Source organism: Streptomyces solitudinis (assembly GCF_036323765.1).
In the GTDB taxonomy this organism is placed as follows: domain Bacteria; phylum Actinomycetota; class Actinomycetes; order Streptomycetales; family Streptomycetaceae; genus Streptomyces.
In genome coordinates this window covers 21,954-35,647 of record NZ_JAZDCW010000004.1, presented here as the reverse complement: position 1 = coordinate 35,647, position 13,694 = coordinate 21,954, and the positions used below count along the sequence as shown (strand labels likewise).

General features: G+C 70.1%; 17 protein-coding genes and 2 pseudogenes. 12 read left to right on the top strand and 7 right to left on the bottom strand.

Annotated features, from left to right (window positions below; genetic code table 11):
• Window positions 1-982 precede the first annotated feature (982 nt).
• The 3 genes from V1J52_RS11525 (at window position 983) to V1J52_RS11515 (ending at window position 2,567) form a co-directional block, all read left to right on the top strand.
• Window positions 983-1,453, top strand: coding sequence for a hypothetical protein (locus V1J52_RS11525; protein ID WP_330139624.1), 471 nt, complete (start codon window positions 983-985; stop codon window positions 1,451-1,453).
• A gap of 546 nt (window positions 1,454-1,999) precedes the next feature.
• Complete coding sequence (locus V1J52_RS11520) at window positions 2,000-2,155, top strand: hypothetical protein (protein WP_330139623.1); 156 nt, start codon at window positions 2,000-2,002, stop codon at window positions 2,153-2,155.
• A 130-nt stretch (window positions 2,156-2,285) separates the two neighbouring features.
• The gene (locus V1J52_RS11515) at window positions 2,286-2,567 is read left to right on the top strand and encodes a hypothetical protein (RefSeq protein ID WP_330140095.1); all 282 of its coding nucleotides are present in this window, start codon (window positions 2,286-2,288) and stop codon (window positions 2,565-2,567) included.
• A 67-nt stretch (window positions 2,568-2,634) separates the two neighbouring features.
• Here the strand turns inward: V1J52_RS11515 and V1J52_RS11510 are convergent, their stop codons facing one another.
• The 3 genes from V1J52_RS11510 to V1J52_RS11500 all read right to left on the bottom strand — a co-directional run bounded on the left by V1J52_RS11510 (window position 2,635) and on the right by V1J52_RS11500 (window position 4,144).
• Window positions 2,635-2,919, bottom strand: a complete 285-nt coding sequence (locus tag V1J52_RS11510) for a hypothetical protein (protein ID WP_330139622.1) — start codon at window positions 2,917-2,919, stop codon at window positions 2,635-2,637.
• On the bottom strand, window positions 2,880-3,281 hold the full coding sequence (locus V1J52_RS11505) for a hypothetical protein (protein ID WP_330139621.1): 402 nt from the start codon (window positions 3,279-3,281) through the stop codon (window positions 2,880-2,882). The genes V1J52_RS11510 and V1J52_RS11505 overlap by 40 nt, the downstream gene beginning before the upstream one ends.
• Before the next feature lie 233 nt (window positions 3,282-3,514).
• On the bottom strand, window positions 3,515-4,144 hold the full coding sequence (locus V1J52_RS11500; protein WP_330139620.1) for a hypothetical protein: 630 nt from the start codon (window positions 4,142-4,144) through the stop codon (window positions 3,515-3,517).
• 370 nt (window positions 4,145-4,514) lie between these two features.
• On the opposite strand from V1J52_RS11500, the gene V1J52_RS11495 reads away from it, so the two are divergent.
• The 3 genes and pseudogenes from V1J52_RS11495 (at window position 4,515) to V1J52_RS11485 (ending at window position 6,599) form a co-directional block, all read left to right on the top strand.
• Entirely contained in the window at window positions 4,515-4,892 is a 378-nt protein-coding gene (locus tag V1J52_RS11495; RefSeq protein WP_330139619.1) for an ArsR/SmtB family transcription factor, read from the top strand.
• Entirely contained in the window at window positions 4,889-5,431 is a 543-nt protein-coding gene (locus V1J52_RS11490; RefSeq protein WP_330139618.1) for a hypothetical protein, read from the top strand. The genes V1J52_RS11495 and V1J52_RS11490 overlap by 4 nt, the downstream gene beginning before the upstream one ends.
• A gap of 335 nt (window positions 5,432-5,766) precedes the next feature.
• Window positions 5,767-6,599 (top strand): annotated as a pseudogene (locus V1J52_RS11485) (hypothetical protein).
• 141 nt (window positions 6,600-6,740) lie between these two features.
• Here the strand turns inward: V1J52_RS11485 and V1J52_RS11480 are convergent.
• Window positions 6,741-7,007: pseudogene (locus V1J52_RS11480) on the bottom strand (thioredoxin-disulfide reductase); the annotation flags it as partial.
• Between the two features lie 118 nt (window positions 7,008-7,125).
• Complete coding sequence (locus V1J52_RS11475; RefSeq protein ID WP_330139617.1) at window positions 7,126-7,548, bottom strand: arsenate reductase ArsC; 423 nt, start codon at window positions 7,546-7,548, stop codon at window positions 7,126-7,128.
• Between the two features lie 94 nt (window positions 7,549-7,642).
• Here V1J52_RS11475 and V1J52_RS11470 point away from each other — a divergent pair, with 94 nt between their 5' ends.
• The 6 genes from V1J52_RS11470 (at window position 7,643) to V1J52_RS11445 (ending at window position 12,059) form a co-directional block, all read left to right on the top strand.
• The gene (locus V1J52_RS11470; RefSeq protein ID WP_330139616.1) at window positions 7,643-7,951 is read left to right on the top strand and encodes an ArsR/SmtB family transcription factor; all 309 of its coding nucleotides are present in this window, start codon (window positions 7,643-7,645) and stop codon (window positions 7,949-7,951) included.
• Window positions 7,948-9,060: an ACR3 family arsenite efflux transporter gene (gene arsB / locus V1J52_RS11465; protein ID WP_330139615.1), complete on the top strand. Its 1,113-nt coding sequence runs from the start codon at window positions 7,948-7,950 to the stop codon at window positions 9,058-9,060. Before V1J52_RS11470 ends, arsB begins: the two co-directional genes overlap by 4 nt.
• Window positions 9,057-10,115 carry an ArsO family NAD(P)H-dependent flavin-containing monooxygenase gene (locus tag V1J52_RS11460; protein WP_330139614.1) on the top strand — a complete coding sequence of 353 codons (1,059 nt, stop codon included), beginning with the start codon at window positions 9,057-9,059 and terminating at the stop codon, window positions 10,113-10,115. The genes arsB and V1J52_RS11460 overlap by 4 nt, the downstream gene beginning before the upstream one ends.
• A 94-nt stretch (window positions 10,116-10,209) precedes the next feature.
• Window positions 10,210-10,602, top strand: a complete 393-nt coding sequence (locus V1J52_RS11455) for a DUF6153 family protein (RefSeq protein ID WP_330139613.1) — start codon at window positions 10,210-10,212, stop codon at window positions 10,600-10,602.
• A gap of 119 nt (window positions 10,603-10,721) precedes the next feature.
• Window positions 10,722-11,354, top strand: a complete 633-nt coding sequence (locus V1J52_RS11450) for a DUF305 domain-containing protein (protein WP_330139612.1) — start codon at window positions 10,722-10,724, stop codon at window positions 11,352-11,354.
• Window positions 11,355-11,540: 186 nt separating this feature from the next.
• Entirely contained in the window at window positions 11,541-12,059 is a 519-nt protein-coding gene (locus tag V1J52_RS11445) for a DUF4396 domain-containing protein (RefSeq protein WP_330139611.1), read from the top strand.
• Window positions 12,060-12,147: 88 nt separating this feature from the next.
• On the opposite strand, the gene V1J52_RS11440 is transcribed toward V1J52_RS11445, so the two are convergent.
• Together V1J52_RS11440 and V1J52_RS11435 are read right to left on the bottom strand one after the other, a co-directional pair.
• Window positions 12,148-12,522, bottom strand: a complete 375-nt coding sequence (locus tag V1J52_RS11440; protein WP_330139610.1) for an ArsR/SmtB family transcription factor — start codon at window positions 12,520-12,522, stop codon at window positions 12,148-12,150.
• A 42-nt stretch (window positions 12,523-12,564) separates the two neighbouring features.
• Entirely contained in the window at window positions 12,565-13,635 is a 1,071-nt protein-coding gene (locus tag V1J52_RS11435) for a flavin-containing monooxygenase (protein ID WP_330139609.1), read from the bottom strand.
• Between the last annotated feature and the right edge of the window lie 59 nt (window positions 13,636-13,694).

Sequence of the window (13,694 nt, the reverse complement as noted above, 5' to 3'; positions counted from 1 at the left end):
GCTGGCGCAGCGATCCGGGGCGGCGGTGGAGCTGGGTCCGGCTGCTACAGCTTGGACCTCAGGTACTCGACCTCGGAAAAGCGGACTTCTTCCAGGCTCCCGGCGCGGCGGCCGCTGCCCCGGAAGTAGCAATGCTTGAGGACTTCTGCGGCGATCTCCTGGAGGCGGCGTCGCTGGCGCCCTGCTCCTGGACGTCGAAAACCACCACGGCCAGGAGGCGGCCGCGCCGCACGCCGCCGACCACCCAGGCCGGGAGGCCGCCTTCGCTCCGGCGCAGCGGGCCGCCGTCGTCCCCCTCAGCAGGCTGCGATGCCCGAGCTGCTGGAGGGCCGTACGACCGATCCCGCGACATTGCTGCGCACTTCGGAGAACCTCGCTCGACTCGCCTCCTTCACCCGCGAGGCCGCTACCCGCCGCCGCACCATCGGGGCCGGCCCACCCGGAGCCCCGGTCGCCGACCTGACCGACCAGCACCGCAACCCTTCTAAGTCTTTGAAGCAGACATGGAAGCCGACCCACACCAGGAAGAAGGAAGTGCTGAAGGCCCTGGGGATCTTCCAGAGGGCTACCGCTGAACACCTGTGGCGGATGCTGCGACCCGGAGACCGGCACGACCGGTGCACGAGGGACACCCTCAACGCCCTCAAGGGTGAGGGGAAAGTCCGGGCGGAGACACGACTGGAGTCGGGACACCAGCTGTGGGTGCTCACCGAGCGAGGACACAAGGAAGCCAAGCAGCTGCTTTCGAAGAGCGTGAGGATGTCCGTGCTGCGCAAGCTCCAGTACGACGACGGAGAGCCGGTCGACGGCGACGGCTTCGACGAACACGCCGCCGCCGTGACGACGACCGCCTCGTCCCTCACCGGGGCCGGGTTCGGTCACCCCGCTGTCGTGGCAGACCGAGATCGCCCACCGCCTGCCGTACGGGTACACCCAGTACGCCGACCTGACGATGCGCGCCCCGGACGCCGGGGTGCCCGCGATGCTCCTGGAGGTCGACCGCGTCAACGAGCCCGTCGACGACCTGACGGCGAAGCTGCGCCGCTACACCGACTGGTTCGAGCTCCTGGCGCCGAAAGCCGACAAGGACAAGGAGAAGGCCGCCCGACGACAGGGCGCGGCGGTGCACGGCTTCCGGCTGTGGTCGCGCATCTACCCGGCGACCGGGCGGGAGGGCTACGTGCCGGTGGCGTTCGTGTTCACGGGGAAGACCGCTGCGCAGCGCGAGAGCCGGATGCGGCGCCTGGAGCAGAGCGCCCGCCGCTACTTCGCCGGCACTCCGTACCCGTGGGCTGTTTCACGGCCGTCGACTACCACCAGGCGGTGCCCGTGGTCGTCACCGAGCTGGAGCGGATCACCGCGACCCGGCCGGGGCCGCGGGCAGGGTGTGGCGGCGGCTCGGGCGCGAGGAGTGGCAGACGCTGAGCGAGGCTCTGGACAACCCGGACGGTGAGCGGCTGTACCGGGTGGAGGAAGAGCAGTCCCGCGGGCGGCAGGCGGAACGCCAAGCCGCGGAGCGTGAGGCGCAGCGGCCGGTAGCACCCGCTGCGGGACGAAGTTCACCGACGAACGCTGGCTCTGGGTCCGGCAGCACCCGACGCCGCCGCACCGCAAGCTGTGCGATCCGTGCCTGGACGAACACCACGAACAGCTGAGGGCAGAGAAGGCCGCGCGGATCCAGGCGGAGGAAGCCGTGGCGCGGGAGGCGGCCGAAGCGGACGCGAAGAAGGGCCGCGGCCTGTTCGGGCCTCGCCGGTAGGCGCAGGACCCGACGCTAACGAACTCGGTCCTCTACGTTCCCGCCCGCCCGGTCCCGCGACCGCGTCTCCAACCGGGAGACCACGTGCGGCCGGGCGGAAAGGACCGTCACCATAACCTTCATCGAGCCCGGCCTGTACGTACGCAACGGCTTCGCCGAAGGGCCGCTCGCCGACGCCGCGCTGTCCCGTGCGGCCCGCGCCGGCAGCTCCTCGACGATCTGCAGGAGCGGGCGTCCACGATGACCGACGGCCAGCTGCGCGACGGCGTCTACCGGGCACTACGCCGCTTCACCCAGGAGCAGCCGCCCACGGGCCAGGTCGACAGCATCACCGCGCTGATCCACCGCGGGGCGCGCATCGACTGGCCCTCCTCCGACCGTCTGCCCTGTGCCTGACGCCCGCCCTGCGGGAGGGCACCCCCGCACCCTCCCGCAGGACGGGAGAGGCCGGACTGTCGGTCGCCGCCGGCCTTCCGCTGTCGGCGGTGGCTGGAAGGCTGGTCGGATGAACGCCGATGACGAGTAGCTGTTGCGCGGCCGGGTGTATGGCCGCGACCACGATGCCCCCAACCCGGGCCCGCTGCCGCACCAGACGTACGCCGCGCTGGTCGGCGGGCCGCTGGACGGGCTGCTGCTCGACATCACGGGCTGGCGGCCGGCGGAGATAGACGACGGTGTCGCCCTGATGACCGAGCTGGGGCGGTGGCCCGGCGGCCGGGCGCTGTACGACCCGCTCCCCGGCGAGCCGCGCCCGGCCGCTGGTCCGGGTGTGGTGTGCCGCTTGCACTACTCCGGCGACACGCCCTGACCGCTGCTCACGACGCCGGGCCCAGTCCTCCAGCGGGAGGACCGGGCCCGGCGTGTGTGCTCGGTCGTCAGCGGGTGCTGCGGTCGATCAGGGGGCCACGGTCCCAGGCGACGCTCTTGGTGGTCTCGTCACGGGTCATCCACACCATGCGGGGGCCGCCGTGGCCGGCTGCTTCGGCGATGCGTTCCACCAGCGTTGTGCAGAGGTCCGCGGCTTCGTCCTCCTCGATGTCGTCGGCGGGGAACCTGGCCCGCACGTCCTGGCGGACTTCCTGCCCACCGCTGACGGCGACGGTCAGGTTCTCGGGCTGCTTCACGTCCCACCACGCCTGCTCGATGGTGTCGGCCCGCACCAGCCGGACACCCAGGGCTTCGCTGTGCAGCTCCACCCATACCTCCGTGATGGCCCGCAGCCCTGTCCTCCCGGGCGCCGGGGCTTCATGCCGATCCCGGAGGCGACGTCCTCGAACAGGCCGTCGTCGTCCCGCTGGCCGCGCTGCCGGACGCTCATCGGCCGCCGTCGGTGGTGGCGGGCGGCGGAGGACCGCTGGTAGGCCCAGATCTCAGCGCCGCTGCCGCCGGAGTCGACCACGACCGATCCGACCAGCAGGTCGAAGGCGTCCTCGATGGCGGCCGCGGCCTTGTCGATGTCGCTCGCCGGGCGGCGGGTGACCAGCTGCACGTGCCCGACCCAGCCGTCCTCGTGCTCCAGCACCTCGAGCACCGTGCCGGGCAGCGGCCCGCCGGGCGAGGCGATCTCGCGGTCCAGATCTCCTGCACATCCCTGCCCCGCTGGTCCAACTGCGCCCGCCTGCGCCGCTGTTCGTGCTCGGTTATCGGTCCCTCTTGCCGTAGATCGGTCCTGCACCTCCTGTTGTACCGACCGCGCCGCACAGGCGGAGGCCTGCGGAATTTCGGGCCGAGAAGTCATCCATGTGACTGAGCGCTTCAGTTGGCCAGTGCGCGGCCGAGTTGGCCAACCGAGCGTTCGGTGTCAGGCGCCTGGCGGGTCCAGAGGGTCAGGTCACTGCTGGTGGCGACGGCGAGGGTCCGTCCGGACGGCGAGAAGCCGGCGACCCGCAGTTCCGAGTAGTTGGAGTCGAAGATGTGCCACCAGCTTTCACCGTGCGGTCCGTTGTGAGGGATGCCTCCGTCTGCGGACAGCAGGACGCGGTCGTGCGGCCACTCCGGGCTGACGACCTCCAGCGTCCAGCCGTCCTCGGTGGTGGCGTGCAGGCCACCACCGAAGAGTCCCGCGATACGTATTCGAGTCGCGGCAAGGGGACCGAGCCCTGGGCAGGAAAGATCTGGCACCGCGTCCGGGGTACTGCTGTCGGGGTCAGGGGCATGGTCCCGGGCGATCTTCTCGCCGGTGACGGCGTCGAAGAGCCCATGGCCGTCCGCGGAGACCACCATGACCAGGTCGCGACCATCGCCGGGAGCGAGAGCGAAACCTATGCCCAGCAGGCCGCTGACGGGGACGCGCCCGTTCAGGACCGGGCGCCACGGGACAGGCGGCGCAACGACAGGGACGGACAGAAACTGCTCGCGCAAACGCCGCTGGTAGTCAGAGATCAAAGTTCCTTCTCGCCTCGGCTGAACGTTGACCGTCTCAAGGCGTTGACGTGAATCGTGCCAGATTCGCACGAAAGTATGCCTCGCGCTCAACCGGCCAATCAAAGCGCTCAGTCACAACTACTTCGCCGGGTCGTTCGTCGGCGGCGTGCTTTGTCCCACCAGATGATGTGGGGCGGATCATGTCGCCCTCTGCACCTTGTGGCTGGCGTGGTCAGTTCCATCCAGCGTGAAGGTGGTGAACCGCACGAGCATCGCTGGCCTGTCCGCGCTCGTCGCCGACTTCGCTCTGGGCGCCCGGGTCCGCGAGCGCCGCTGTGCCGGATGAGGCCACTGGTTGCCGCACATCCTCAAGACATGCATACTTGCGCAAGTGAGCAATAAAGATTTTCCGGTCGGGGATCTGAGCGCGGTGCTGTCGCACCAGCTGTTCCGCGCCCTGGGCGATCCCACCCGTATCCGCCTGGTCGACCTGCTCGCCGAGCGCTGCCGGGCCTGTTCGGTCTCCGAGCTGGCGGACTGCCTGGACGTCGACCTGTCCGTGGTCTCCCGGCACCTCGCCCTCCTGCGCGCCGCCGGCGTGCTGCGCGCGGCGAAGCAGGGACGCACGGTCTTGTACGAGATCCAGTTCGACGCCCTTGCCGAATCGCTGCGGGGCATCGCCGACGCGCTGGAGCGCGCCAGGGACGACTTTGTCTCGTCCGCGCCCTGCACACCGTCCACCGATTCCGAGAAGGGAACGGCACCATGACCAGGACGACCACCACGGCCCACGCTGCGACGGCGGACACTCCGCCATACTCCGCCGAGTCGACGCGGCTCGCCGTCGAATACTGGACCGTCACCATGGACGGGCAGTCCTCCTGCGGCTCCTGCGACGAGACCCGCACCGTGGTCGACGGCGCGATAGAAGCCGTGCGCCCGCTGGCCGCACGGCTCGGAATCCACCTCGACGTGCTGCCGCGCACGGTCGCCACCTGGGCGGAGGCGATCGACCACGGCATCGTCGCCTCGCCGACCATCCGCGCCGCCGGCCACGAGCTGCGCCCCGTCCACCCGGACACCTCCGGAAGCAGGGTGTGGCGGTGGCGGGACCAGCAGACCGACTCGCTGGCCGAAGAGGCCGCGCTCGACCTGCTCCTGCGGGCTCTGGTAGCGCGCAGCACGCAGATCGGCGAGTACCTGGAGCACGGTGGTCCATCCGCCTACGTCCGCAGGTTCCTGTCGGACCAGCCCGCCCCCCAGCCCACTGCGGACACCCCCTGCGGCGCGGCAGCCGGCTGCAGCTGAGCGCGGACGGCGCGGGGCCACCCCCGGTGGGGGTGAGGATGTCGCGCAGACAGCACAGGCTCTCGTGGAGAAGCTCTGCCCTGTGGATGCCGTGACGCGCCGTTCGGATGCTGGCCCGGACGGCGCAGCACCATCAGGCAGAACGAGTACACGTCCGCGAGATTGGGGACGACCAGGGGCAGCGCCTGTTGCGGAACACCCGCAGAGGCACGGGTTTCGATGATGACCAGGCGGCGGACCCAAAAGTTCCTGGACTTCTGCTGCTACCTGCGCATGCTCTACGCAACAACCGTCCGCTTCGCATTGGGACTCGCCTGGTGGGTGATGATGACGCGGTGAGTCTGGATTTGAGCAACTACGAACTCCGCTGGCCTACGTCGCTGTTCGTGTCCGAAGGTGAGCGCGTCCTTCGGTCGTCGAGCACCTCGTGGGTGGAGCAGGCGACATGGCTGCTGACGGAGGCCCTGGCTGGCACCACAGCGGTGGCCGACTTGGAGGACCTGCCCAACCGCCCCGTACCCTCGGACGATTTTTGGACCAGCGCTACCCCCGGCTGGGGGAAGCGGGACGGGATGGACAAGCGGGACTGGCTGACGGAACTGGTCAGACGCGCAGCCGAACTGCGGCACGCAGCCGATCCGCGACCCTACTGGCCACAGCGGCAAGGCCGCGTCCTCTCGCACGACACCCGACGTGTCTTCGCCCGGACCATCAGCGACTTCGCCGACAACGGCTACTTGGGGAGGTCTTCGGCGAGGAATGCGCCGACGACCCCGACGATCTGCCGGACGCCTCACAAGTCATCGAACGGCAGTTGGGCATCCCCGACCTGTGGCCTCTGGCCCCGGAAACATGGGACGAAGACACCTTTTTCGGTCTGATCGAGGTCTTCCACGACCTGGTCAGCCGGCCCCGCACACGGGAGAGCAAGCGGTCGGCGATCGTCACCCTCGCGGGGATCCTCGAGGAACGCCGCGCTCTGCTCAATGACCAGCTCGGCAAAGACGAGGGGGCACTGTTCGAGATCGCCAACCGCTACGACCTGCGCCACCGCAAGGCAGACCAGCGCGGCGACTACGACGAAGCGTTCCTGGACTGGATCTTCTGGTGGTACCTCGGAACAGTGGAGCTGACCAACCGACTCATCGCGTCGCGGACCGCTAGCTGATCCCCTACGCACCATCACCCGATTCCGTGGTCGAAGTCCTTCAGGACCGGGTCAAGCTCGGCAGCTTACCGATGATGGCTGGTGCGAGGACGACGACGGGGCCGCCCGGAGCTTCCGGACGGCCCCGCCTGCGAGTGTTGCTCAGACCGGGACGGCAGCGGTCGCCAGCTCGGTCTCTGCCGCACCGCGGGCGGCGAGGTAGCGCTCGGCGTCCAGGGCCGCGGCCGCACCGGTGCCGACGGCGGTGATGGCCTGGCGGTAGGTGTGGTCGACGACGTCGCCGGTGGCGAACACCCCGGGCAGGCTCGTGCGCGTCGTCGGGGCGACGACGGTGATGTATCGCTCGGCGTCGAGGTCGAGCTGGCCGTGAACAGCAAGTTCTCCACCTCGGTCGTGGTCGTCAGCGAGCCGCCGACGAAGATGGAGCTGCCGAACAGCAGGGGCCTGAGCTGGGCGCGGGCGGTGTAGAGGGCGGCGGTGTAGCCGGCGGGGCCGGAGCCGATGATGACGACCTCGCGTATCTCGCTCACGCCGTCTTCTCCGGCTTCGCCGGGGCGATCTCGGCGATCAGGCCCTCGACCAGGGTCTTCATCTCGTCACGGATCGGGCGCACGGCCTCGAGGCCCTGGCCGACCGGGTCCTCGAGCTTCCAGTCCAGGTAGCGCTTGCCGGGGAAGACGGGGCAGGTGTCGCCGCAGCCCATGGTGATGCAGACGTCCGACTCGCGGACCGTGTCGACGGTGAGGATCTTCGGGGTCTCGGCGGAGATGTCGATGCCGACCTCGGCCATGGCCTCGACGGCGGCCGGGTTGATCTGATCGCCGGGGTTGGAGCCGGCGGAGCGGACCTCGACGCGATCGCCGGCCAGGTGGGTCAGCCACGCGGCGGCCATCTGGGAGCGGCCAGCGTTGTGGACGCAGGCGAACAGGACGGACGGCTTGTCGGCCATGATGATGTTCTCTCTCGTCGCATGGCGGAACCCAGCCGCCAATGACTTCAGTCCCCGCTGGTATCAGCAGGTGATGATGTGAGAGTGTCAGTGCATGCTGACTTCAGTCGATCCTGACGTGATCCGGGTGCTGGGTGATCCGCTCCGCCTCCAGATCGTGACCCTGCTGGCGCGCGAGACGCTGTGTACGACGCACCTGGTCGAGGAGACCGGAGCCAAGCAGACCAACCTGTCCAACCACCTGAAGGTGCTGCGTGAGGCCGGGCTGGTGGAGACCGAGCCGTGCGGCCGCTTCACCTACTACAAGCTCAAGCCCGAGGTCCTGACCGGGCTCTCCGAGCAGTTCGCCGCGCTGGCCGACTCCGCCCGCACCGCTTCCGAGAACAAGAGGCCCTGCCCGTGACCTCCACCGAGCCCACCACCGCCCCCGCTCCGGCCGGCAGTGGAGACGACTCGATCGTCAAGAAGCTCTCCACCCTCGACCGCTACCTCGCGGTGTGGATCCTGCTCGCCATGGCCGTCGGCCTGGGCCTGGGCCGCCTCATCCCCGGCATGAACGACGCGCTCGCGAAGATCGAGATCGGCGGGATCTCCCTGCCGATCGCGCTCGGCCTGCTCGTGATGATGTACCCGGTCCTGGCCAAGGTCCGCTACGACCGGCTCGACAGCGTGACCAGCGACCGCAAGCTGCTGGTCTCCTCGCTGGTCATCAACTGGATCGTCGGACCCGCCGTCATGTTCGCCCTGGCGTGGATCTTCCTGCCTGATCTGCCCGAGTACCGCACCGGCCTGATCATCGTCGGCCTCGCCCGCTGCATCGCCATGGTGATCATCTGGAACGACCTCGCCTGCGGCGACCGCGAGGCCGCCGCGGTGCTCGTCGCGCTGAACTCGGTGTTCCAGGTCATCGCGTTCGGCCTGCTGGGATGGTTCTACCTCGACCTGCTGCCGCGCTGGCTGAACCTCGGCGACGGTCAGGGTCTGGACGTGTCCGTCTGGCACATCGCGCTGAACGTCGTCATCTTCCTCGGCATCCCGCTGCTGGCCGGCTTCCTGACCCGCTGCATCGGCGAGCAGAAGATGGGCCGCGAGAACTACGAGGCGAAGTTCCTGCCCAAGATCGGCCCCTGGGCGCTGTACGGGCTGCTGTTCACGATCGTCATCCTCTTCGCCCTCCAGGGGAAGACCATCACCTCTCAGCCGCTGGACGTCGTGCGGATCGCGCTGCCGCTGCTGGTCTACTTCGTGAGCATGTTCTTCGGCACCTTCCTCCTCGGCAAGGCCCTGGGACTGGCCTACGACCGCGCCACGACCCTGGCCTTCACCGCCGCGGGCAACAACTTCGAGCTCGCCATCGCCGTCGCCATCGCCACCTTCGGCGTCACCTCCGGCCAGGCCCTCTCCGGAGTCGTCGGCCCGCTCATCGAAGTCCCGGTCCTGATCGGCCTGGTCTACGTCGCGCTCGCCTGGCGAAAGAAATTCGCCGCCGACGCGGTGACGACCGCCCCGTGACGCAGCACACGGATGTGGTGGTGGTCGGCGGCGGCCAATCAGGGCTCGCAGCCGGCTACCACCTGCGCCGCCAGGGCCTCGACTTCGTGATCCTGGACGCCGAGGCGGCGCAGGGCGGGTCCTGGCAGCACATGTGGGACTCCCTGCACCTGTTCTCCCCGGCGGAGCACTCCTCGCTGCCGGGTCGGCTCATGCCCGCCCAGGCGGGCGAGACCTACCCGGATGCCGGGCACGTGGTCGACTACCTCACCGACTACGAGAAGCGCTACGACCTGCCCGTCCAGCACGGCACCCGCGTGGACGCCGTACGCCGCAACGGCGAGAGGCTCCTGGTCGAGGCCGACTCCGGCACCTGGCGAGCCCGCGCGGTCATCAGCGCCACCGGCACCTGGACGCGGCCCTTCTTCCCCGCCGTCCCCGGCCGCGGCCTCTTCACCGGACGCCATCTCCACACGGTGAACTACCGCTCCCCGGCCGACTTCGCAGACCAGCACGTGATCGTGGTGGGCGGCGGGAACTCCGGCGCCCAGATCGCCGCCGACCTCGCCCTGGACGGCAACGTCAACGTGACCTGGGTGGCCCAGCGCCCGCCGCGGTTCCTGCCCAACGACATCGACGGCCGCGCCCTCTTCGACGTCGCCACCTCCCGCCGCCGCGCCCTCGACGCTGGCCACACCGACACCGGCGGCGTCGCCTCGCTCGGCGACATCGTCGCTGTGCCGCCCGTCCGCGCCGCGCGCGACGCCGGACACCTGCACGCGAAGCCGATGTTCGCCCAGCTCAGCGCCGACGGCGTGCGGTGGGACGACGGCAGCCAGAGCGATGCGGAAGCGATCGTCTGGTGCACCGGTTTCCGCCCGGCGCTGGCCCACCTCAGCCCGCTGAACCTGCGCCGTGCGCGCGGGCACATCCTCACCGACGGCACGCGCGCGCTCGGTGAGCCGCGGCTGCACCTGCTCGGCTACGGCGACTGGACCGGCCCGGCGTCGGCCACCCTCATAGGCGTCGGCCGCCCGGCCCGCGACGCCGCGCACGAGATCGCCGGATCGCTGTGAAGCGTGCCGACCGGTCGCGAACACACCGAGTTACGACGTCCCTTCACCACCAGGTGTGCGTCTTCTACCACAGCGCGCCCGTACGATGGCGGCCATGACCTTCGGCAGTCGACTGAGCGGCCGCCCCGCCGGGCGGCTGTTCACGCTGCTTGTGCTGGCGGTGCTGGCCGGCGTGCTGGGCATGCACGCCCTGCCCCCGGGCGGGGCGCCGGCGCCGGAGCACGTCATGGCCATGGCCCATGCCCCGGCTGCCGAGCATGCGAGCGGCTCGTGCTCGCACACCGACGGGGGCTCCGGGCACCTCGCACACGCGGACGGTACGTGCGCCGCGGCCGGTGTCGGCTCCGCGTACGTGCCGCCCGCGCTGGCCGGTGCCCGGCCCGACGCCCCGGCTGCTTCCTCGGTCCTGCTGTCGGCCGTCCCGGCGTCAGCCGTGCAGGGACGGGCGCCGCCTGACCTGTCCGAGCTGCAACTCCTGCGGATATAGAGCGGCCCGCACGGCACCCCCGCACGCCCTGAACTGGCGGGTGCCGCGCTTTCGCCTGCCTTCACATCCACCCGAATTCCGTGCGCCGAGACGGGCGCGCGAAGAGGAGTTGCACCCCCATGACCAGCAAGCGTTCCCTCATCCGTCGCTGTGCCGCAGCGGCCGTGGCCGGCACTGCCGCTCTCGTCCTGGCCGCCTGCGGCGGCAGCGGCGACAACTCGGCCGGACACGACGGGCACACCAGTACGTCGGCTTCCGCCGCCGCTTCGGCACCGGCGTCGCAGGGACAGCACAACGCCGCCGACGTCGCCTTCGCGAAGGGGATGATCCCCCACCACCGCCAGGCCGTCGAAATGGCTGACCTGGCCCCCGGCCGGGCACAGTCGGCCGAAGTGAAGACGCTCGCCGCGGACATCAAGAAGGCCCAGGACCCGGAGATCAAGACGCTGTCCGGCTGGCTGACGTCCTGGGGCGAGAAGGTGCCCGCCGAAGGCGCCATGGACCACTCCATGCACGGCGCCGGCGGCATGATGACCGCCGAGGACATGGAGAAGCTGGAGAAGGCGTCGGGCACCGCGTTCGACACCGCCTTCATGGAAATGATGATCAAGCACCACGAGGGCGCCGTGGCCATGGCCAAGACCGAACAGGCCGACGGCTCCTACACCCCGGCCAAGAAGATGGCCGGGCAGATCATCAGCTCCCAGACAGCCGAGATCGACAAGATGAACAAGCTGCTCGGCAAGAGCTGACCGCACCCTCATGGGGGATGCCATCCCCCATGGCGTGGTGTCCCGACAGCCTGGCGTTGGCGCCCCAGTCCGGAGTATCGGGTCCGCGCGGAACATCCCGCACGGAATACCCCTGAGGGGTATATGGTTGTGGCTGTACGCAGGCCCGGCAGCGGGGCACACTGAACGGGAATGGGGATGAGGGTCATGGCCCACAGCACGCACCACACCGGCACCGCGCACGACCACGCCCATCACGAGCAGGCCGGACATCACCACGCGCATGCGCCGGGAGCGTCCTGGTCCACGGCGGCGAAGGCCACGCTGCACTGCCTGACCGGCTGCGCCATCGGTGAGATCCTCGGCATGGTCATCGGCACCGCCCTGATGTGGGGCAACGTCGAAACCATGGTGCTGGCGATCGCGCTCGCCTTCGTGTTCGGCTACTCCTTCACCCTGTTCGCGGTCCGCCGGGCGGGCCTAAACCTCAAGGCCGCCGTCAAGGTCGCCCTCGCCGCCGACACCGTCTCCATCGCCGTCATGGAACTGGTCGACAACGGCATCATCGCCCTGGTCCCCGGAGCCATGGACGCCCACCTGTCCGACGTGCTGTTCTGGTCGGCGCTCCTGGGCGGCTTCGCGGTGGCCTTCCTGATCACCACCCCGGTGAACAAGTGGATGATCGGCCGCGGCAAGGGCCACGCCGTCGTCCACGCCTACCACTGACCCGGCCGCAGCGGCACCGAGCCCGGGACACCCCTGCGAAGGAAGGGACGTCCCGGGCCGTCGGGCTGTTCGACCGCATCCGGCGGCGTCAGGCCGCGGTGGGCAGCGTGAGCAGCTTGCCCATGGCGGCCAGCACGGACGGCTCGACTCGGTAGTACACCCAGGTGCCGCGCCGCTCGGAGGTCAGAAGCCCGGCCTCCTTGAGCTTCTTCAGGTGATGGGACACGGTCGGCTGGGAGACGCCGACATCGGAGATGTCGCACACGCACGCCTCCCCTCCCTCATGCGAGGCCACCGCGGAGAACAGCCGCAGACGCACCGGGTCACCCAGCGCCTTGAACATCCGCGCGGCCCTCTCGGCCTCCTCGGCACTCATCGGCCGCTCGGTCAACGGCGGGCAGCACGACACCACACCCTGACCGTCGGCGGGCTCGAGCAGCGGCAGCACCTTCGCATTCGACATACGTCTATGTTGACGCATGTCGAATCAGTGCGGCGAGCGTCGTCACCGGCGCGCGAGGTAGGCGGCCAGGCGCCGGGCGATCCGCTCCGCGTCCCGGCCCACGCCACGCAGTGAGTCCGACGACAGACTGCGCTGCCATTCCAGCCCGACGAACGCCAGCCCTGGCACGTTGGTGGCGAGGCCCTCGCGGTGCCGCGGCTTCCCCTCGGCGTCCAGGGCACCGTCCAGGCGGGAGAGGTAGGGCAGGTCGGGGCGGTAGCCGGTGGCGAGCACGATCGCGTCGACCTCCTCCCGCTGTCCGTCCGGCCAGATGAGCTTGGTCCCGTCGGAGCCGGTGAACAGCGCTCGCCGGTCAGGTTGTCCGGCGGCCAGGGCGGCCAGGGCGGCCCGGTAGCGGCCGTCGTCGAGGACTGGCAGGGCCGGCGGCCGCGACAGGAGCCGGCCGAGGGGTGCGGTGTCCAGGCCGGTGCGGGCCGTCCAGAAGTGCAGGTCGCGGCCGAGAATGCGCTGTGCTGCGAACTTCACGGGTCCGCGGGTGGCGAGCGTGACGCGGGCGGTGGTGGCGAGTTCGGCGGCGATCTGCACCGCGGAGTTCCCCGCCCCGACCACCACCAGCCGGCCGCCGGTGAAGGGGAACGGGCTGCGGTAGTCGGCGGCGTGCAGCACCTGGCCGGTGAACTCCTGAAGACCCGGCAGCGCCGGCCGGTGCGGTCGGCTGAAGGTGTCGGAGGCCGCGACGACGGCGCGTGCCGCCAGGTGGCCGCCACCGTCGAGGGCCAGCTCGAATTCGGATCCGGCCCGGCGTACGGAGGTGACGCGCTGACCGGTGCGGATGTCGGCGTCCAGGCGGTCGGCGTAGGCGGTGAGATAGGCGACGACCTCGTCGCGGTGCGGATAGCGGTCACGGTCGCTGCCGGGGAACGGCATCCCGGGCAGGGAGCTGTACCGGGCGGGCGAGAACAGCGTGAGGCTGTCGTAGAAACGCGGCCACGAGCCGGCCGCTCGGCCGGATCCCTCCAGCACCACCGGCCGCGGCCCGCGGCGCAGCAGCGTGTGGGCGGTGGCGAGGCCGGACTGGCCGCCGCCGATCACGGCGACGTCGACGTGTTCCATCGGCGAATCCCCTGGTTTCGACGAATGTCTATGTTGACGCTCATCAATACAGATGTCGT